The organism is Pseudoalteromonas sp. S8-8, assembly GCF_000497875.1.
In the GTDB taxonomy this organism is placed as follows: domain Bacteria; phylum Pseudomonadota; class Gammaproteobacteria; order Enterobacterales; family Alteromonadaceae; genus Pseudoalteromonas; species Pseudoalteromonas arctica.
Genome location: NZ_AUTR01000057.1, coordinates 50961 through 70168, shown reverse-complemented (window position 1 = coordinate 70168; position 19208 = coordinate 50961). Strand labels below are relative to the sequence as shown.

The following is a 19208-nucleotide window of genomic DNA, read 5'->3' as shown; positions in this document are numbered from 1 at the left end:
CTATTCAATATCGCCAGGTACTAGCGGCACAAATCTAACGGGAGCAATAACATGCTCTTTATAATTATCGCCTTCGCGGATAACCATTACTAATTTTTGATCGCTCTCACCAATGGGCGCTAATAACACGCCTCCATCGGCTAACTGAGCAAGTAAGTCTTGCGGAACTTTAGAGGCCGCAGCAGTCACTATAATACCATCAAAAGGTGCTTGTGATTGCCAGCCTTGCCAACCATCACCATGCTTCATGGTTACATTATATAAATCGAGTTGTTGTAATCGACGCTTTGCCTGCCACTGAAGCGTTTTAATACGCTCTACCGAATAAACTTTTGTAAACGTTTTGGCTAATATTGCAGTTTGATATCCAGAGCCAGTACCAATTTCCAGCACTTTATTGCGTACACCAGCTAAGCGAAGTAGCTCTGTCATGCGCGCTACTATATAAGGCTGGGAAATAGTTTGCCCTTGCCCAATAGGTAGCGCCGTATTTTCATAAGCTTTGTGTTTTAGCACATCGTCTACGAATATGTGTCGCGGAATATCAGCTATAGCACTCAGCACTTGAGTATCTTCAACGCCTTCGCGCTTAAGTAAATCAGATAACGCTTTAGCACTGCGGGTATAATTAGCGAGCACGATTAATCTCCAAATCGGCTAACCAGTCTCCTACTGCTTTTAGGCTGTCTTTGGCTGTCATATCAACACTCAATGGCGTAACAGAGGCATAACCGTTATTGATTGCGTAAAAGTCGGTACCCTCACCTGCATCGCTTTCTATGCCCAGCGATCCATACCAATAAATATCTCGACCCCAAGGATCGGTTTGTTTGGTCATGGTTTCTGCTTTATGGCGAGTACCTAAACGTGTTACTTGCACCCCTTTTAATTCACTTAATGGAATATCTGGCACATTTATATTTATTATTTGATCTTTTGGAAGCGGATGCGAAGCCAAACCTTTAATAATATTTACGGTAACAGCAGCGGCTGTTTCAAAATGCTCGCCCTTATGTGAGCAAAGCGATACTGCAATTGCAGGTAAGCCTAAATGGCGACCTTCAGTTGCAGCTGCAACAGTGCCAGAGTAAAGCGTATCATCGCCTAAATTGGCACCATGGTTAATACCAGCAACAACAAGATCTGGTTTTTCATCAGCTAACTGATTTACACCTAAATGTACACAATCAGTAGGTGTGCCATTAACCGACATAAAACCATTCTCGAGTGTAGTCGCTCGTAGCGGGTTCATTAATGTTAAAGAATTACTCGCGCCACTACAGTTGCGATCAGGTGCAACAAGGGTTACATCTGCAATTTGTATAAGCGCCTGATATAAAACCGCAATGCCTTTAGCATTTACGCCATCATCGTTACTTAACAGTATCTTCATTTATGTCATTATCCTTTTCTTTGCGCTCTCGAGGGCTAGCATCTTTATAATCCACCAGCTCACGTAATAATGCAGTTGCAAAACACCCTTTTGGCAAACCAAAACTCAGTTTTAAACTGGTTTCATCTATGGTCTCAACCGTTAAGTTTTGCGGAATTAAACGCAGCATCCTGCGCTCATTTTTAAGGCCTAGCTCACCTAAGCCATCGCACCATGTTTGGAAAGGTTCAAGCCATATTTTTTCTTGTTCGGTTAAACCTTTTTCGCTTTTACCCACCATAGGTGCCGACATCATAATATCGCCAGTGGCTAATCGCTCTATGTTTTCGTCGTTAATTGCATCTTCAAAAAATGCATTACTGCCGCTGAGCATAAATACTTCACGGTGCATTGTTTTAGCTAAACCATGCTCTTTAACACGTAAATTTACTATTTGATTAAACACATGAGAGCGCGCTGCTGAAATAATAATGCCGCGTAGTTTTTTATCGCGAATGCGCTCCCCTGCAAACATTTTTTCAGCCATTACTAAGTTATGACCGCCATGTCCAAAGCGTTGTTCACCAAAATAATTAGGCACACCTGCGCGTACAGCATTAATACGGCATAAAATATCAAGGGGCTTGGTTACATTACGAAGCGTAATAGTAAATCTATTACCTTTGTGGCAGCCCGTGCGTAATTTACGGTCGTGGCGCTGTTGCGACACAATAAAAATACTCTCGCTATTTAAATCGCTAAAATCGATAGGCTTTTTAATCGGTACTTTTACACTAAACCACTGTGAGCACACTCCGTGGCGATCTTTCATGCCGGCGTAACTTACGTCTCGCGGTGAAACACCCGCACGCTGTGCAATTAGCTTTGCAACGTATTGCGTATTTTCGCCTTTTTTAACCACCTGCAAACACACGTGCTCGCCACTACCGGTAAACTCTATACCTAGGTCTTCATCAACCATAAAATCTTCAGCAGTGGTTTTAAAATCAGCTTTAGAAAGCGGCGCACCGTATAAATAATTTAAATCGCTCATGCGTTTTTTGTACTCGCAAGCTCTTTACTCATAATAACCACTGCATGGCTAGAAATACCTTCCCTGCGCCCTTCAAAGCCTAGCTTTTCGGTAGTAGTGGCCTTAACGTTAATTTGGCTAAGGTCACAATTTAAATCGCTGGCTAAATTAGTGCGCATAGCTTGAATATGTGGCAGCATTTTTGGCGCCTGCGCAACAATAGTCACATCGCCATTGCCAATTACATAACCTTGCTCTTTAGCTAAGCTCACCACATGGCGAAGTAAAATACGGCTGTCGATATTTTCATACTCGCTAGCCGTATCTGGAAAGTGCTTACCAATATCACCCATTGCAAGCGAGCCTAAAATAGCATCACATAATGCATGAATAGCGACATCGCCATCTGAGTGCGCTAAAAAGCCCTGTGGATAATCAATTTTTTCACCACAAATAGTTAACGGGCCTTCGCCGCCAAATTTATGTACGTCAAAACCATGGCCAATTCGTATCATAATGCACTCTCGTTTTGTTGTTTGTGTAGTAAAAACCCAGCCAATTCTAAATCCTCTGGCGTGGTTATTTTAATATTATCGCTGCGACCTGCTACAAGCTTTACCGGTTTACCCGCCCATTCAATTGCACTTGCTTCGTCTGTAATAGTTGCCCCACTTGCTAATGCGCCTTGAAGTGCATTTTTAAGCTCGTCATATTTAAAAAACTGCGGGGTAAGTGCTTGCCATAAATCGTCTCGTGGCACAGTTTGTAGGGCATGAGTGTGGCCGCGTTTTATGGTGTCTTTTACTTTGCTAGCTAAAATACCGCCTTCATCAGCGCGTATACATTCATCAATTAAACGTTCTATATCACTGATATTAACTAGCGGACGCGCAGCATCGTGCACCAACACCCATGTAGGCGGGTTAGGCGCTAAAAAAAGTAAGCTATTAAGTACCGAATCTGCACGCTCTTTACCGCCACTGGCGCGAACAATGCGCTTATCAAGTGTTGGGAGTTCGTCAAAATAGGGGTCGCTGTCGCTAAGGGCAACAACAATAGTGCGTAATTGAGATAATTGAGAAAGTTTAGCTAAGGTGTGTTCTAAAATGGTTTTACCGGCTAATTGTATATATTGCTTAGGCGCATTGTGCTGCATTCTACTGCCAACACCCGCAGCAGGTACAATTGCTGCAATAGTCTGTTTATTTGTCATATTGTTTGCCCGGTAAAACACGAATAAATGTTTCGTCCGGTTTAATCATTCCCAATTCGTTGCGTGCACGCTCTTCAATGCCTTCTTGGCCAAGCTTTAAGTCTTCAATATCTGCTTTAAGTACTTTATTACGTTTAATGAGCTTTTCGTTGGTTTCTTGATGCGACGCTACAGCACCTTTTAGCCGTGTGTAGTCTTGTAAACCATTATGACCAAACCATAATCTGTATTGTACAAACAGTGCTAAGCACAGTAAGCCAACTTGAAAAATACGCATTTAACACTCCTTATTTTAAATTCCAAATACCTTAACTTTAATACGCTAAGGGGCGCTTTAAATTGCGCCAATTAATACTACCCGCTAAAAGCATTTCGCGTAGTGATAAAACCCGTGGCATACAACGCTTCGAAAATTGCCACTGATGCCCGCAACATGCAGCGGTTAAACTCACTTTACTTGGCTTTATTAACTGAGCATTTTGCTGCTCTAGCCCATTTCCTAAAAAATCAAACCAACCAAGCTCGTTACAATGCAGCTTATTTTCGTCTAACTGATCGATACTGTCTATTCTAAGACGCACCTGATCGTAGCCATGTAATATAACGGGCACTATAAGCCCCACTTTGGCATACGTTTGATAAAAAAGTTCATTAGCTTGAACATTCACATCGGGTGGGGTCGGTTTTTGCTTTTCAAGCCACGTACCATTTTGCGCGTCCAGCGTAAAAGGCGTGTCACCATTGGCAACTAACGTTGCAGCTCGCTCAATATAATAAGGTAGGCTTTTTAACTGACGGCGCAGTTTATCGGCATTAGGCTCTGCAACTAATCGCTGAACCTCACGCTGATAAAACGCATTGCACAATTGTGCATACAACACTTTTTGTGCATCAGTTTGCCAAATTTCAACTTGCTGCTGAGCACCAAGTGACTGATTTTTAGCGACCAAAAGCTGTACTCAAAAATATTCAGATAAATGTTTTATAACACAGTATTGAATGTTTTTTAAGCGCAGCGCACTAATTAAGCGCTTGGCTTTTCACCTAATTTTGCTTTACCTGATTCTAAAAATTGCACAACCGTATTACGCTTTTTACCAATCAGCAAACTGCCATCAGCTAAAAACATAAAGTTTTGCCAATTGCGTTTAAATACATCAAATGTTGTTTCGATAATATTATCGCGTGCCATACAAAAATAAACAGTGGTGTTAGCTTCCCAATCTAAAAACGTTAAGATTGCTTCTGGTGGTTGCGCATCACCATTTTCCCACGCATCTTGCCAATCTACTTCTTGGCTAAAGCTTTTTTCTTGGCCACACCAATCGGTGTCTTCAAAAAAATCTGGGTGATCAAACTCACGGCTTACCATGGTTGTCCAAAGTACGGCTGCGCGCTCATCTCCCATAGGCTTTATTTTTACTGCGTCTTCATCTGATACAGGTAAGTCTTTATGACGAAAAACCCATGCTTTTTTGTAATCATCTAGCGAAATATAGTTCATAGTATTGGCAAATTAGTTAACATTAAAAGTGCAAAGCCAAATTATACAAGAGATCAAAACATGACTACAGCAATAAAACCACTTTCACTCAAACCAGGCATATACCAACACTACAAAGGGCCGCAATACAAAGTTGTTCATGTTGCCACCCATAGCGAAACCGAGGAGCAGCTTGTGATTTATCAAGCGCTATATGGTGAATTTGGTATGTGGGCGCGCCCACTTAGTATGTTTTTAGAAACTGTTGAAAAAGAAGGTGAGGTCATACCGCGTTTTGCCTACCTTGGACCTGCCGTTTAACTATGGCATTATAGCAAAACAACTTACTCCTCAGACCAGACAAGGGTACACCGTGCAATTTAATTCAACTGACAATTACATAGCGAGTAGCGCGCTTAAACAAGCTGTAAATGCTGCCATTATGCTCGAAAAACCACTTTTAATTAAAGGCGAACCAGGCACAGGTAAAACTATGCTGGCTGAGGAGTTGGCTAAAAGCTTAGATACCACGCTTATTCAGTGGCACATAAAATCGACCACTAAAGCGCAGCAAGGTTTATACGAGTACGACGCGGTTTCGCGCCTGCGCGACAGCCAATTAGGTGACGAGCGTGTACACAATATTGGCAACTACATCGTTAAAGGTAAGCTTTGGCAGGCATTTACGTATGCAGAGCTTAACGGCAAACGCCCAGTACTATTAATTGATGAAATAGACAAAGCCGACATAGAGTTCCCAAACGACTTACTACTTGAGCTTGATAAAATGGAGTTTCATGTTTATGAAACTAACGAGCGTATTGTCGCAAAAGAGCGCCCTATTGTGATCATCACTTCCAATAATGAAAAAGAATTACCGGACGCATTTTTACGCCGCTGCTTTTTTCATTACATTGATTTTCCTAGCAGCGACGAAATGCAGCAAATTATCGACGTGCACTACCCTAACGTTAAACAGGATTTAGTACGCCAAGCACTCGAAGTGTTTTTTAACCTGCGCGAAGCAAGCGGCCTTAAAAAGAAACCTTCCACCAGCGAATTACTCGACTGGCTTAAACTACTTATGGCAGAAGACATAGACGCTAAAACACTGCATGATAAAGCTAAAAAAGGCGGTTTAATGCCCATGTTTGGCGCACTCCTTAAAAATGAGCAAGATATAAGCCTAATCGAAAAACTTGCCTTTATGAGCCGCCGTTAAGATGTTGATTGCGTTTTTCTTCAAACTGCGTGAATACCGCTTGCCTGTAAGCCTGCGCGAGCTACTTGATTTAATAAACGCCTTAAAAAAAGGCGTTATATTTGCCGACGTAGACGCCTTTTACTATTTAGCACGCACTATAATGGTAAAAGACGAAACGCACTTTGACCGATTTGACAAAGCCTTTAGCGACTATTTTAGTGGTATTGCTGACCTCGATTTGCTCGAGAGCTTAAAGCAACAGCACAACTTACCTGAAGACTGGCTACGTAAAGAATTCGAAAAAAACCTAAGCGATGAAGAAAAAGCCCAACTTAAAGCTATGGGCGGGCTCGATGAGCTTATGAAAACCCTAAAAGAGCGTTTAGAAGAGCAACAAAAACGCCACGCAGGCGGCAATAAATGGGTGGGCACTGGCGGCACATCACCTTTTGGTGCATACGGCTATAACCCAGAAGGCGTGCGTATAGGGCAAGACGGCAACCGTAACCGCCAAGCAGTAAAAGTGTGGGATAAACGAGAATACAAAAACCTCGACACCGACAGAGAAATTGGCTCGCGCACAATTAAACTCGCCCTTAAAAAACTACGTAAATTTGCCCGCACTGGCGCAAGCGACACGCTTGATTTAAACGAGACTATTCGCGCTACTGCAAAACAAGGCGGCATGCTTGATGTAAAAATGGCACCCGAGCGCCACAATGCAGTAAAAGTACTCATGCTGTTTGATATTGGCGGCTCAATGGATGACTACATTCATACCTGCGAAGAATTATTTAGCGCCGCCCACAGCGAATTTAAACATTTAGAGTTTTACTACTTTCATAACTGTTTATACGAGCACGTATGGCAAGACAACGCGCGCCGCCATTCAAACGTAATCGACACCATGACGCTGATTAATAAATTTACCAGCGATTATAAAGTAATATTTGTGGGTGACGCCACTATGGGACCTTACGAAATAGCTTATGCGGGCGGCTCGGTAGAACACTACAATGAAGAGCCTGGCAGTGCCTGGTTATCACGTGTCACCAACCACTTTGATAAAGTCGCCTGGCTCAACCCACAACCGGTTGAACACTGGCCATACTATCAATCAATTGGCTTTATAAAGGAGTTAATGAACAACCGCATGTATGCGCTGAGCTTGGATGGAATAAGTAGAGCGATAAAAGAGCTGAGTTGAGTTTAAACTTACGTCAGTTCCAGATATAAGCGGCCATTCAATGCTTATATCTGGAACCCTGTCGGGTGACGCCCTCGGATTAACCAACCTACCTTTTTAGGTAGGTCAGATAAGTGGCGAAGCCACGCCATCCGACAAAAATGATGAATTAACTAGGAACAACCCGACTTACCGCATTTTAGAAGCTCTCAGTAATATTTACGAAAGGATTTAATAAATTTAAAAACTAAAAATGAATTTATAATCCTCATGATAAAATTGACGAAGTAAAACTTAGAGTCAACAGGTTGTGAGTCACTTAGAAAGTTCAGACTTTCCAAGCGATGAACAGGGTTAAAAGCCGTGATTAAATCATGCAAAGAGAAATTTAAATAAATAAAATATGAAAAGTTAAATAAAACTATCCAAACCAAAGCAATTAACCAACTTGTATTATACTTAGAAAATATTTTGCTCAATATTAGAGGTAAATAATCCACGAAAGAAAAATTGCTATTATGCTTTATTGATTCAATCTCTGTATTTTTAGCTTCTTTTTGATATGCGTACTTACCAAACGAATCACCACTTAAATCACACATATTACTTAAAGACTCGTAATAATATTTTTTACCATTCAAATACTCATTAAAATTTAAATGGTAGCTTTCATCGTACTTCCCGTAACTAGGCCATGTCGTTCCATGAGATAAACTCGAGTTAAACGAATTTTCACTCACCATACTTTTTTTATCACCGAAACCTTTAAAATCACAAGCGTAAAACTTATTGTTATATAATTTATTTGAGGTAATGCGGAGTAATGATGACGCTGAAAAGGGAGTTACGCCATTAAAATCAATAGAACCATGTTTAGTATTTGAATAGGAAAGGTTAAAGTTGTGAGTAATAAAATTATGAAGCTGAAAATCCCCTAAAAAATTACAGCTAATTTGTATTTTTAAAATACACCACCTCATAAAAACAGCGTCTGGCCTGCTTTTATCATTGGAACTGTTTTCCCAAAAAGAACAATTTCCTTCTATATAACCATATAACTCAAAATTATTAATAATATGTGGAAGGTCAAAATGGGCGTTTTTTACATCCAGATTACATACAACAAGTTTATCCATCTGGAGTTCATTTGAGCTTAAGTCAAAGGTGACACATTCAATATCTCTTATATCTATAGTTTTATTTTCTTTTAACTTTATAGAAGTATCTTTTGACTTAACATTAAATATACATAGAGATTTAATGTTAGATAAACCAATATCAAAGTCTTTAGTATCCATATGCCTAACATAGAGATTGTTAGCCTTAAGGTCAATAAAGTGAATAGAGTCACATTCCAATAGACGAATTTCTAAACTCTCTACAGAGAGATTTTTTATATAAATCCTATTTGCTGTAACCCCACTCAAAGAAAGCTTCGGGCAAACTAAATTATCTAAATGCAGATCACCTTTAAACTCCAAATTATTTAAATGAATATCTGTTTTACAACTTCCATTCACAATAATATCGGAGATATTATTGTCTTCTACTAATCGAGAATAAGAAACGCATTTTACTAACTCTTGCCACTTATCGCTTTCAGGCTCAACTAACAATTTTTTCAAAGATAAATTCCTTTTTAGATAACCCATATTCTGCAAATAACGGATCACGTCTCTTTTTGCCTATTAAAATAAATAGCCAAGCTTGTCTAAGTACCTAAGTTACTCAAATGAGTTCCTTAAACCCTATAGCTCAGCAATATGATGCAATGTCTCAGGATGACGCTGCACAAGCTTTAACAATGTTATCGCTTGCCCATTTGGTGCGCTGCGTCCTTGTTCCCAATTTTCGAGCGTTCTTGCTGATGTAAGCTGGATATTTCTCGAATATTTACTATTTCATCAGGTGAGATAGCAAGATCGTTGATATCATTTACTGTATGAGAACGTAACGTAAGCTTAACTTGTGAATGTGCTTTAGCATCACTAAGGGTTGTAGTTAATTCTGAAAATAAATCACGTTTACTCATTGTCCTGTCCCCCTAAAAACTCTTTAAATTGCTTTTTATGATCTGCTTTTGAACCTGACTTTTTGTTTCGCTATAAATAATGAGCGCATACAACTTAAAGCCCTTTACTCATAAACAAGCTGTACGGATCTACCTCATAATCACCAAATGGTTCGCATTCTTTAAAACCAAATTGAGTGTAAAGCTTTTGTGCGGGCAAAAATGCCTTTGCCGTGCCGGTCTCTAAGCTTAACTTTTTATAACCTCGCAAGGTCGCTTGCTCAATAATATGCGTGAGTAACTTAGCGGCTATGCCTTGGCGTAAATAGCTGCTTGATGTGCGCATTGATTTAATTTCGCCTTCGGTCGCATTTAGTGCTTTTAAAGCGCCAACACCCGCTAAATTATTATCAATCCATAAGCTATAAAAAGTTATATCGGGCTGAGTGAGTTTACTCACATCAAGTGCATGTACGCTCTCAACGGGTGAGTGCTTTAACATATCGTTATGGTGCACTTGTAGTAACTTTATAACGTGTGGGTTTGAAAGATCACCTATTCTAATATCCATTTATACCTCGTTTAATCCTAGAATTTAATGCTTTAGGGCTTTAATTAAAACCCTAAAGTAAGTGGCTGTATTTAGAATGCTAGTTTCCACACTACAAAAGCGACAGCAAACCCAACTAAGTACACCAAACCTAACCACGTTAAACTACGTAGTAACACGCTATGCTTAATAGCAGGCTCTGATCGCACAAGGCTAAAGTTGAGCCATGCAAATACAGGCGTTGTAACAAATGAAAGTGTCATAGCAAACGTAAGCATGGGGCCAAGGGCTGATTTAAAAAATAAAATAACGGCCATACCGGCAAGTGCTTGTAGTATTAACCAAATATTTAGACTGTGTTTTGATTGCTTAAAGCCAAGTAGTTTATGAGATTCGTTAAGCGTACGGGCGTAGCCATCTAGCACGGTGAGTGTAGTGCCAAACATACATAAAAAGGCGATTGCTGATACAAGCGGCCTTGCCCACTCGCCTATTGTTAATGCGTACATATCAATAAGCTGCTTGGCAAACGCGACGCCGCCGAGCTCTATACTACTGGTTTGCCCGTACTGCACTAATACACCTAAGCTAAAAAATACCAAGGCTAAGCCAGCTGTAAGCCAGTAACCTACGTTAAAATCGAACAAGCCTTGGCTTTTAGAAACTGTTTGTTGCGCTTGTTTTTCTTTTAGCCATAAAGAACTTAATGCAGATATTTCGATAGGGGCTGGCATCCAGCCCATTAAAGCCACCATAAAGCTAAGCATGGCAAGTTCATACGGTGAAGGTCCCACATAATCAGCAGGTGCCATTGGGCCGTTACTAAATGCAATGGCAAGGGCAATCAAAGTAGCGAGCGTAAGCAGCCCCATAATGCCTTTGGCAACGTTATCTAGCGCTTTAAAGTGCCCAAGTAGCAATATAACTAAACATACCCCCAGCAGCATCCAACAAAGCAAGGTTACTTCAATAACCACGGGTAAGGCGTAATGCAGTAAGCTTGCGGTAAGCAGCAATACGCCGGCGGTATTAACAACAGCGGCAACAATGTTTAAGCCAATAAAACTGTAGAAGTAAAACGGACCTTTGCTTTTATAGCCCTCCACTAGGCTGTTTTTAGTGGCGAGTGTGTATTCCATACCAAAGCGAAAAAACGGGTACTTTAAAACATTAACAACGAGGATAAGCCAAAATAATTGCCAGCCAAATATTGCCCCAGCTTGTGTAGAGGCAACTAAGTGAGATCCGCCAATAGCGGCTGTTGCCATGAGTATTCCAGGCCCAAGCGCACCTAGTCGAGACTTCCATACTGCTTTTATTGTGTGCATTAATTTCTCAAAATATGTGTGTTGTGTGTTCTTTTTACCAGGGTCTGTTGACCTTTCAGGATTGAAATTTATTCAATCTAGGGGCGATTTAATCGCAGCGCGAGGTTTGTAACCTAGTGGGCTAAGTAAAAATCGAGCAATAAAGAGTTAATCGTCCCTAGGCAGAACCCTTTGGGCAGCGTATGTTGGGCTTTTATGCTGCGTTATCGCCTATTTATGGGGAAGAACCACACTACATAGGCTCTGCCTTGCCTAAAAGCCCAACATACAGCTGTAAATTCAACCTCGAAAGATAAACAGACCCTAACCTTTATAATTAATAAACTGCAAGAACGCATAACTTACCTAAATTACAGGCAATAAAAAAGAGCCATGCGGCTCTTTTTTACAATACTTTGTGACTAAATTTTATTTAAGATCCATCTCTTGGATGATCTCGTGTGCGATTTCAGGTGTAGTGCTAACAGGCTTTTCGTGTAAGTTTGCTTTTATCTGCCCTTTTCGATGTTTTAGTGCTGCATCGAGTTTTTTAGCTGCACTTGCAATGGCAGGGTACATAACTTCGTTTTCCCCTTTTACCGATATGCGCGTGCCTTCATAATTAGTGCTAATTTCAGCTTGGATTTTATGATGTTCTTTAGACAAAATAATTTCGAGTGCAATAAGCGATGGGAAATGGCTCTCGATTTTTGAAAATTTTTCGTTGATGTGCTCTCTAATAGAGTCAGTAACTTCAACATGGTGACCAGAAAGATTAATTTTCATAGGGTATCCTTTTATTTGTTACCTCATAAATAGTATTGGGGGCTATTTAGATTAACACAAGGAAAAAAGAGAGATATTTGAGGTTTATTTGCGGTTTTTGGTGATTTAAATCATGCGTTGTGCAAAGTTTATGCAAAGCCCATAGTGCATGGGCTTTCAGACGTCTAGCTGTACTGATTAATCTGTGTACGAACAACAGTAGTCAGCAAAATCAGATACTTTTACTTTAAAGCTTACATTTGCATCAACATTAAACGATTCACCCGCGTTAAATGTTTTCCACTCACTTGCACCTGGTAATAAAATATCCCATTGGCCAGCTAAAAGCTCCATGCACTCTTTTTGGTTTGTATCAAAAACAAACTCACCTGGTTGCATAAAACCTAACGTTTTCGCTTCGCCATCACCTAAAATAACGGTACGGCTCGACACTTTTCCGTCAAAATATACATTGGCTTTTTTTACTACACTCACGTTATCGAACTTTGGCATTTTTAGCTCCTGCTATTAATTTAAGATTTTTATTTATAAATTTTATCGCACTACCTTGCCTGATAGCTTACTTTCTTGCAAGGAAAGCTGCATTGATCAAGGTGAAGTTGCTTCATGTAAGGGCATAAAAAAACCCGCAACATGTGCGGGTTTTTCAATTACTTACTTTATTTAATCAAAGCGATTAAAAAAGCTCGTTTGCTTTGCTTACAATGTTTGCCACTGTAAAACCAAAGTGCTCAAACAGCTCGCCTGCAGGTGCTGACTCACCAAAGGTAGTCATACCTACTACTGCGCCGTTTAGGCCTACGTACTTGTACCAGTAGTCAGCAATACCTGCTTCTACTGCTACGCGGCGTGAAACAGATGCCGGTAATACGCTTTCTTTGTATGCTGCGCTTTGATCTTCAAAGGCATCAGTACATGGCATAGATACAACACGTACCTTTTTACCTTGGCTGCGTAGTTCGCTTGCTGAATCTTGTGCTAGTTGCACTTCAGAGCCCGTCGCAATGAAAATAATCTCAGGGTTGCCGTCACAGCTAAGGATGTAACCACCCTTTTTAACATCGCTTAATTGCTGTGCGTCACGTGCTTGTTGCTCAAGACCTTGGCGAGTAAAGATTAACGATGTAGGACCGTCTTTACGCTCAATAGCTTGTTGCCATGCAATTGCCGACTCAACTTGGTCACATGGACGCCAGTTGTATAAGTTAGGCGTTAAACGCATGCTTGCAATTTGCTCTACTGGTTGGTGAGTTGGACCATCTTCACCTAAACCAATTGAATCGTGCGTGTATACAAAAATGCTTGGTTGCTTCATTAATGCAGCCATACGCACAGCATTTTTTGCATATTCAACAAACATTAAGAACGTAGCACCGTAAGGAATAAAGCCTTTATGAAGCGCAATACCATTCATAATTGCCGACATACCAAACTCACGTACACCGTAGTAAATGTAGTTACCACTTGCATCATCGCGTGTTAAACCTTTAGAGCCATCCCAAATTGTTAAGTTTGAGCCTGCTAAATCGGCTGAACCACCCATAAATTCTGGTAATAACGGACCAAATGCGTTTAATGCATTTTGCGATGCTTTACGAGACGCTGGGTTTGCAGGGTTTGCTTGTAATTGCTCAATATACGCTTGAGATTTTTCAGCCCAATCGCCAGGCAGTTCGTTATTAATACGACGTTTGTATTCAGTTGCAAGCTCTGGGTATGCTTTTGCGTATGCTGCAAATTTTTCGTCCCAGCTTGATTCAAGCTGCTTGCCTTTTTCTTTGCCATCCCACTGTGCGTAAATATCATCAGGAATTTCGAAAGCATCGCCAGTCCAACCTAAAAATTCGCGAGATGCTTTAATTTCGTCATCACCTAGTGGAGCACCGTGACAATCATGGCTACCTGATTTATTAGGTGAGCCGTAACCAATAATTGTTTTACAACAAATTAGTGAAGGTTTATCGGTAACGCTTTTTGCTTCTGCAATTGCAGCACTTACAGCATCGCTGTCGTGGCCATCAACACCACTAATTACATGCCAACCGTATGCTTTAAAGCGAGCTGGTGTATCATCTGTAAACCAACCTTCTACTTCGCCATCGATTGAAATGCCGTTGTCATCCCAAAATGCAACAAGTTTACCCAGACCTAATGTGCCTGCAAGTGAACCTGCTTCATGAGAAATACCTTCCATAAGGCAGCCATCGCCCATAAATGCATAGGTAAAGTGATCAACAATATCGTGACCTTCACGGTTAAACTGTGCAGCTAGCGCTTTTTCAGCAATTGCCATACCTACGGCATTTGTGATCCCTTGACCTAATGGACCCGTAGTAGTTTCGATTCCTGGTGCATAGCCATATTCAGGGTGACCTGGTGTTTTAGAATGCATTTGACGGAAGTTTTTAATTTCGTCCAGTGGTAAGTCGTAACCACTTAGGTGCAATAGAGAATAGATAAGCATTGAACCGTGGCCGTTTGAAAGAATAAATCTGTCACGGTCAGCCCACTCTGGATTCGTTGGGTTATGTTTTAGATAATCGCGCCATAATACTTCTGCGATATCAGCCATGCCCATAGGGGCTCCAGGGTGACCAGATTTGGCCTTTTGTACTGCGTCCATTGACAAGACGCGAATAGCATTTGCAAGTTCTTTGCGAGATGGCATGAATTCTCCTACCTTTATGTGTATTTGCGCGGGTATTTATGTGTTTGTTTATGCACCCAAGTAACTTGGGTTCGTTTATACCGACCATTCTTACTTATTGTGGGGGCTGTGTGCAATTAAAAACCCTATAAAAGTGAGGCATTATGAATATTTTTTAAGACCAAAAAGTTATTAGTAATTTTATTTAGACGTCTAGGCGTAAAAACACTATGCAAGGTGTTTTGTTTTCGATAAAATACGCCCCTTAATTTTTTAGCGCTAATACCGACGTTTGTGAAGCGCAATATTTGTGAGCAGAATTACAATGGCAAAACATTTATTTACTTCTGAATCAGTTTCTGAAGGTCATCCGGATAAAATCGCCGATCAAATCTCTGATGCGGTACTTGATGCTATCCTAGAGCAAGACTCTCATGCCCGTGTTGCATGCGAAACTTACGTAAAAACCGGTATGGTTATGGTTGGTGGTGAAATCACTACTAGCGCATGGGTTGATATCGAAGAAATTACACGTAAAACAATTCGTGACATTGGCTACACAAATTCAGACATGGGCTTTGATGCCGATTCATGTGCAATTTTAAACACTATTGGTAAACAGTCTCCAGACATTAACCAAGGTGTTGACCGTACTAGCCCAGAAGAGCAAGGCGCTGGCGACCAAGGCTTAATGTTTGGTTACGCATGTAACGAAACAGAAGTACTAATGCCTGCCCCAATTACTTACTCACACCGTTTAGTACAGCGCCAAGCGCAAGTACGCAAAAGCGGCGAGCTTAACTGGTTACGTCCAGATGCAAAATCTCAAGTTACTTTTGCATACGAAAACGGTAAGCCAGTAGGTATTGATGCTGTTGTACTTTCTACTCAGCACAGCGAAGACATTTCGCAAAAAGATTTAGTAGAAGCTGTGATGGAAACAATCATCAAGCCGGTACTTCCTGCAGAACTTATTACAAGTGCAACTAAGTTTTTCATTAACCCAACAGGTCGCTTTGTTATTGGCGGACCAATGGGTGACTGTGGTTTAACTGGTCGTAAAATCATTGTAGATACATACGGTGGTATGGCTCGTCACGGTGGTGGTGCTTTCTCTGGTAAAGATCCATCAAAAGTTGACCGTTCTGCGGCATACGCTGCACGTTACGTTGCTAAAAACATTGTTGCTGCTGGTCTTGCTGACAAGTGTGAGCTACAAGTTTCTTACGCAATTGGTGTTGCAGAGCCTACTTCTATCAGCGTTGAAACGTTTGGTACAAGCAAGCTAGAAGAAAGCCGTTTAATCGAACTTATTCGTGAACATTTTGACCTGCGCCCTTACGGCTTAATTCAAATGCTTGATTTAGAGCGCCCTATCTACCTTCCTACAGCGGCTTACGGCCACTTTGGTCGTGACGAATTCCCTTGGGAACGTACAGATAAAGCTGAAGCACTTCGCGCAGCTGCTGGCCTTTGATTGGCTAAGTAAATACAAAAAAAGCGCCAATTGGCGCTTTTTTTATATGTAAACTAATTGAGTAAAAGCAGATTTAAAAGCTACTTTTAAATCTATTAATCCATTCCTTTAGTAAGTAACTGCCACGCTGTAGCCATATACTTATTATAAGCTTGCTCTGTTGCTACATCGATTGGTTCAAAAGGTTGCGGCTCAAGTGGGACTAAGTTAATCCGATCCTCTGGGTTAACTTTTTGATACTCATACATTGACGAAAAATCACCACGCCAAAGCTGTTCTGGTTTACGTACAGTTTGAAAACCAAATACAGTACGATCTTTAGGTTGAGTTAATAGTGACTGGCCCATGCTATAAAATGTCGTCTTTTGCGGCGCTATTAAGTTTAATAATGTAGGCGCAATATCCATATGACTCGCTAATTGATCACTCGATACCCAGTTTGGATTTACACCTTTACCATAAATAACAAGCGGTACATGTGTTAGCTCATATAGACCCGGGCGATGATGTAAATAACGGCGACTATAATGATCACCTGTAATTACAAATAATGCATCTGGATAGCGCTGCTCCATTTTACGAACAAATTGACCAAGCATTTTATCGGCATACCATAAATGCCCTAATACGTAAGGGTCTAATAAGTCATCATCTAAAGCTTGAATTTCTTTTGGATAGTCAGCAACTGATTTTAAAGGATACCCATACTTATCTAAATCTAAGTTAAATGGCCCGTGGTAACTCCCACTCATGATTAAGTTAAAACTTTTTTCATCTGTTTTAGTATCGACTAAATCAAATAACTGACCATCATCAATTCCCCACACACCAGCACTTCCTTTACCTCCAGTGTCTGCAGCCGAAAATACTTTATCAGCTCCTTGTGAAAGCACATATTCGCCTACATTTTGCCATGACAGCAAGCCGCCATAATAAAATCGACTTTGATAACCTAGTTGCTCAAGTTGATTAAATATTGATAACTTACTCGCTGGTTTTTGTGGTCCAATACGGCTCATGTTAACGCCCGAAAACGCAATACCAGACATAAGGCTAGATAGCGAATTCATAGTACTGCTTGCTGCAGGTAATACATTATTTAAATATATACCTTTACTAGCTAAATTACGTAGTTCATTAGTTAAATTGAGCGATGTATATTTTTGCTGTAACGGCCAAGCATCATAACTTTCCATAACAATAAAAAATACTTGTGAAGGTGCCGCTAACATTGGCGTATTCGTTTTTTTCTCAAGCGCCGCTAAAGGGTTATCTATGTCAGGTGCACTTTTTCGTAAGTAAGGATTATGACCATTTAAACCAAAACTTTGTAAATCATTATAATCTTTAATGGCATATATAAAGCTTCGAAATGGATTTATTACAAGATTATTTACAAAAGCATCTGTTGTTACTGCTGACCATTTTCGAGAAGCCGGACGAGTTTCAAATGACCCTCTTATTGCACAAACAAATAAAACAATAATCAATGCAACTAAAATCGTACGCTTTAATATATTAGTGGTGAAAAGATGATTGATAACACTATAGTTTTTCCTATCAACTAGTTTATTTATTTTAAATGCCATCGCTAATAAAACAACTAAACTAAGTAGACTCCCCCACGGTTTATATTGCTCAATTACAGTTAATGCAATAGCTTGTTGATCGTCATTTAGTCCTTCAAACATAAAAAAGTTAAACTGGCTTCCATATTCAGCAATGTAAGTAATACTCGTTATACATAGTATTATTGCCGTAATGAAAAATATTCGGCTTGTATATATACGTGCTTTTCTAACCCATTGTCCTAAACGCAGAGGCTGTAAAATACAGTTTAAAATAAAAACAATACTAAAACAGACTCCCGTCGCGGCAGAATCAAATGCTAGACCCGCTTTTAATGTCGCGATTATTGAATCAATATCTAGTTCTGAAGTAATACGATCACTAAAATGAATTAAAAAGAAAATCCGAAAGCCCATAAAAAGCAGTACACCAGCAAACCAAAGTGTGGCGATACGTCCGCTTTCTTTTACAAATTCTAGCCAACGACTAGATGGAAGTGTGTGTGTTTTTAGCAAAATCCTGTACCTAATATATTATACCCCTAGGAAAACAATTTTACTTGTTTAAGCTATTTCAACAAGGAAATAGCTGTAATTACCTGTAATTAAAGAGAAAAATTTACATGTAAAATATTTCGTTCACATTTAATTGCAAGTAATGAAATATTCTATTGAAATATTAACCAACTTTTTTGTAAGTAATATTTTAGGAAACCGATACGTTTAACAATTTTATTTTACATAGAGATACATTTATAAAGGGGTTCGGTTTATACTCGCTTCATTATAAAGCTTTAGGGACAGTTAAATGGCCGATAACTTTCGCGTTATATTTGCAGGACTTGCCGATAACGTTGACATAAAAACAGCATGTACAAATTTAGCTGTAAAATTAAAAACGTCAGATGAAAAAGTAGCTCTTTTTTTTAAAGGTAAGCCACTGTTTGCACCAAGCGATAAAGACAAAGCGTTAAAACAGGCTAAGTTACTAGCAAGCTTAGGTATTAAAAGTAAGCTGCAAGCTGTTTCAAATGCAATTCAAAATAGCTCCCCCGCAGCTGCAAATAACAACCAACGTAACGAACGTATTTTTGATGCACTCGATTACATCACTAGCAGCTTAATTCGCCTTGAAGAAAAGCTAGACGAGTTAGAGCAACGCCTTCCTGAAGCTCAATTAAAAGCACCAGACGAAAGTATTGACGAATGGCAAGGTGACGATCTAATGCTAGATGATGATTTAGCGCCTCCTAAAAAACGCAGTAACTTACTTTTATATTCATTGATTGCAACTGCCACAATTTTGCTAGTCGTACTGGCTGTTTTTTTAATTTTTCCCGATTTATTCTCTTTTTAAGAATGGCTAATTAA

The 19208-nt window shown here is 40.0% G+C and carries 20 protein-coding genes and 1 pseudogene; 5 read left to right on the top strand and 16 right to left on the bottom strand.

The window, feature by feature from the left end:
* The 8 genes from L659_RS0118390 to L659_RS0118355 all read right to left on the bottom strand — a co-directional run bounded on the left by L659_RS0118390 (position 1) and on the right by L659_RS0118355 (position 5122).
* A complete protein-coding gene (locus L659_RS0118390) occupies positions 1-639 on the bottom strand; it encodes a protein-L-isoaspartate(D-aspartate) O-methyltransferase (protein WP_007584780.1) in 639 nt (212 codons plus the stop codon).
* A complete protein-coding gene (surE, locus tag L659_RS0118385; RefSeq protein WP_024591482.1) occupies positions 629-1393 on the bottom strand; it encodes a 5'/3'-nucleotidase SurE in 765 nt (254 codons plus the stop codon). The genes L659_RS0118390 and surE overlap by 11 nt, the downstream gene beginning before the upstream one ends.
* Positions 1374-2426: a tRNA pseudouridine(13) synthase TruD gene (truD, locus tag L659_RS0118380; RefSeq protein WP_024591481.1), complete on the bottom strand. Its 1053-nt coding sequence runs from the start codon at positions 2424-2426 to the stop codon at positions 1374-1376. Before truD ends, surE begins: the two co-directional genes overlap by 20 nt.
* On the bottom strand, positions 2423-2920 hold the full coding sequence (gene ispF, locus L659_RS0118375) for a 2-C-methyl-D-erythritol 2,4-cyclodiphosphate synthase (RefSeq protein WP_024591480.1): 498 nt from the start codon (positions 2918-2920) through the stop codon (positions 2423-2425). The genes truD and ispF overlap by 4 nt, the downstream gene beginning before the upstream one ends.
* Positions 2917-3618: a 2-C-methyl-D-erythritol 4-phosphate cytidylyltransferase gene (ispD, locus tag L659_RS0118370; RefSeq protein WP_024591479.1), complete on the bottom strand. Its 702-nt coding sequence runs from the start codon at positions 3616-3618 to the stop codon at positions 2917-2919. Before ispD ends, ispF begins: the two co-directional genes overlap by 4 nt.
* The gene (gene ftsB, locus L659_RS0118365) at positions 3608-3895 is read right to left on the bottom strand and encodes a cell division protein FtsB (protein ID WP_007584772.1); all 288 of its coding nucleotides are present in this window, start codon (positions 3893-3895) and stop codon (positions 3608-3610) included. The genes ispD and ftsB overlap by 11 nt, the downstream gene beginning before the upstream one ends.
* A gap of 37 nt (positions 3896-3932) precedes the next feature.
* Positions 3933-4568 (bottom strand): hypothetical protein, encoded by a 636-nt coding sequence (locus tag L659_RS0118360; protein WP_024591478.1) that lies wholly within the window; start codon positions 4566-4568, stop codon positions 3933-3935.
* Between the two features lie 74 nt (positions 4569-4642).
* Complete coding sequence (locus L659_RS0118355) at positions 4643-5122, bottom strand: DUF2947 domain-containing protein (RefSeq protein ID WP_010554439.1); 480 nt, start codon at positions 5120-5122, stop codon at positions 4643-4645.
* A gap of 60 nt (positions 5123-5182) precedes the next feature.
* On the opposite strand from L659_RS0118355, the gene L659_RS0118350 reads away from it, so the two are divergent.
* From L659_RS0118350 to L659_RS0118340, 3 genes are read left to right on the top strand one after another with little or no spacing between them, the layout of a single operon-like run.
* Positions 5183-5422, top strand: a complete 240-nt coding sequence (locus tag L659_RS0118350; protein ID WP_010554438.1) for a DUF1653 domain-containing protein — start codon at positions 5183-5185, stop codon at positions 5420-5422.
* 52 nt (positions 5423-5474) lie between these two features.
* Complete coding sequence (locus tag L659_RS0118345) at positions 5475-6323, top strand: AAA family ATPase (RefSeq protein WP_024591477.1); 849 nt, start codon at positions 5475-5477, stop codon at positions 6321-6323.
* Between the two features lies 1 nt (position 6324).
* Positions 6325-7512, top strand: coding sequence for a vWA domain-containing protein (locus tag L659_RS0118340; protein WP_024591476.1), 1188 nt, complete (start codon positions 6325-6327; stop codon positions 7510-7512).
* Between the two features lie 188 nt (positions 7513-7700).
* On the opposite strand, the gene L659_RS0118335 is transcribed toward L659_RS0118340, so the two are convergent.
* From L659_RS0118335 to tkt, 7 genes and pseudogenes are all read right to left on the bottom strand, one after another.
* Positions 7701-9116, bottom strand: a complete 1416-nt coding sequence (locus L659_RS0118335) for a hypothetical protein (RefSeq protein WP_155945822.1) — start codon at positions 9114-9116, stop codon at positions 7701-7703.
* Positions 9117-9239: 123 nt separating this feature from the next.
* Positions 9240-9523, bottom strand: a pseudogene (locus L659_RS01000000123080) (helix-turn-helix domain-containing protein).
* A gap of 94 nt (positions 9524-9617) precedes the next feature.
* Positions 9618-10073 carry a GNAT family N-acetyltransferase gene (locus L659_RS0118325; protein ID WP_024591474.1) on the bottom strand — a complete coding sequence of 152 codons (456 nt, stop codon included), beginning with the start codon at positions 10071-10073 and terminating at the stop codon, positions 9618-9620.
* Between the two features lie 71 nt (positions 10074-10144).
* A complete protein-coding gene (locus L659_RS0118320; RefSeq protein WP_121954520.1) occupies positions 10145-11320 on the bottom strand; it encodes an NRAMP family divalent metal transporter in 1176 nt (391 codons plus the stop codon).
* 468 nt (positions 11321-11788) lie between these two features.
* Positions 11789-12145 carry a ribosome hibernation-promoting factor, HPF/YfiA family gene (gene hpf / locus L659_RS0118315; RefSeq protein WP_007584763.1) on the bottom strand — a complete coding sequence of 119 codons (357 nt, stop codon included), beginning with the start codon at positions 12143-12145 and terminating at the stop codon, positions 11789-11791.
* Positions 12146-12322: 177 nt separating this feature from the next.
* Positions 12323-12637, bottom strand: coding sequence for a pyrimidine/purine nucleoside phosphorylase (ppnP, locus tag L659_RS0118310; RefSeq protein ID WP_002958974.1), 315 nt, complete (start codon positions 12635-12637; stop codon positions 12323-12325).
* A gap of 184 nt (positions 12638-12821) precedes the next feature.
* Entirely contained in the window at positions 12822-14813 is a 1992-nt protein-coding gene (gene tkt / locus L659_RS0118305) for a transketolase (RefSeq protein WP_024591472.1), read from the bottom strand.
* A 304-nt stretch (positions 14814-15117) separates the two neighbouring features.
* On the opposite strand from tkt, the gene metK reads away from it, so the two are divergent.
* On the top strand, positions 15118-16269 hold the full coding sequence (metK, locus tag L659_RS0118300; RefSeq protein ID WP_007377800.1) for a methionine adenosyltransferase: 1152 nt from the start codon (positions 15118-15120) through the stop codon (positions 16267-16269).
* A 95-nt stretch (positions 16270-16364) separates the two neighbouring features.
* Here metK and L659_RS0118295 read toward each other — a convergent pair whose 3' ends face one another.
* Complete coding sequence (locus L659_RS0118295; protein WP_010554420.1) at positions 16365-18353, bottom strand: LTA synthase family protein; 1989 nt, start codon at positions 18351-18353, stop codon at positions 16365-16367.
* 292 nt (positions 18354-18645) lie between these two features.
* Here L659_RS0118295 and L659_RS0118290 point away from each other — a divergent pair, with 292 nt between their 5' ends.
* Positions 18646-19194 (top strand): hypothetical protein, encoded by a 549-nt coding sequence (locus L659_RS0118290; protein ID WP_024591471.1) that lies wholly within the window; start codon positions 18646-18648, stop codon positions 19192-19194.
* Positions 19195-19208 lie beyond the last annotated feature (14 nt).

What these genes read in the sequence shown, in the direction of transcription:
- surE (WP_024591482.1), bottom strand. Translation starts at nt 1,393, where the DNA reads ATGAAGATACTGTTAAGTAACGATGATGGCGTAAATGCTAAAGGCATT.
- truD (WP_024591481.1), bottom strand. Translation starts at nt 2,426, where the DNA reads ATGAGCGATTTAAATTATTTATACGGTGCGCCGCTTTCTAAAGCTGAT.
- ispF (WP_024591480.1), bottom strand. Translation starts at nt 2,920, where the DNA reads ATGATACGAATTGGCCATGGTTTTGACGTACATAAATTTGGCGGCGAA.
- ispD (WP_024591479.1), bottom strand. Translation starts at nt 3,618, where the DNA reads ATGACAAATAAACAGACTATTGCAGCAATTGTACCTGCTGCGGGTGTT.
- ftsB (WP_007584772.1), bottom strand. Translation starts at nt 3,895, where the DNA reads ATGCGTATTTTTCAAGTTGGCTTACTGTGCTTAGCACTGTTTGTACAA.
- L659_RS0118355 (WP_010554439.1), bottom strand. Translation starts at nt 5,122, where the DNA reads ATGAACTATATTTCGCTAGATGATTACAAAAAAGCATGGGTTTTTCGT.
- L659_RS0118350 (WP_010554438.1), top strand. Translation starts at nt 5,183, where the DNA reads ATGACTACAGCAATAAAACCACTTTCACTCAAACCAGGCATATACCAA.
- L659_RS0118340 (WP_024591476.1), top strand. Translation starts at nt 6,325, where the DNA reads ATGTTGATTGCGTTTTTCTTCAAACTGCGTGAATACCGCTTGCCTGTA.
- L659_RS0118325 (WP_024591474.1), bottom strand. Translation starts at nt 10,073, where the DNA reads ATGGATATTAGAATAGGTGATCTTTCAAACCCACACGTTATAAAGTTA.
- L659_RS0118320 (WP_121954520.1), bottom strand. Translation starts at nt 11,320, where the DNA reads ATGGCAACAGCCGCTATTGGCGGATCTCACTTAGTTGCCTCTACACAA.
- hpf (WP_007584763.1), bottom strand. Translation starts at nt 12,145, where the DNA reads ATGAAAATTAATCTTTCTGGTCACCATGTTGAAGTTACTGACTCTATT.
- ppnP (WP_002958974.1), bottom strand. Translation starts at nt 12,637, where the DNA reads ATGCCAAAGTTCGATAACGTGAGTGTAGTAAAAAAAGCCAATGTATAT.
- tkt (WP_024591472.1), bottom strand. Translation starts at nt 14,813, where the DNA reads ATGCCATCTCGCAAAGAACTTGCAAATGCTATTCGCGTCTTGTCAATG.
- metK (WP_007377800.1), top strand. Translation starts at nt 15,118, where the DNA reads ATGGCAAAACATTTATTTACTTCTGAATCAGTTTCTGAAGGTCATCCG.
- L659_RS0118290 (WP_024591471.1), top strand. Translation starts at nt 18,646, where the DNA reads ATGGCCGATAACTTTCGCGTTATATTTGCAGGACTTGCCGATAACGTT.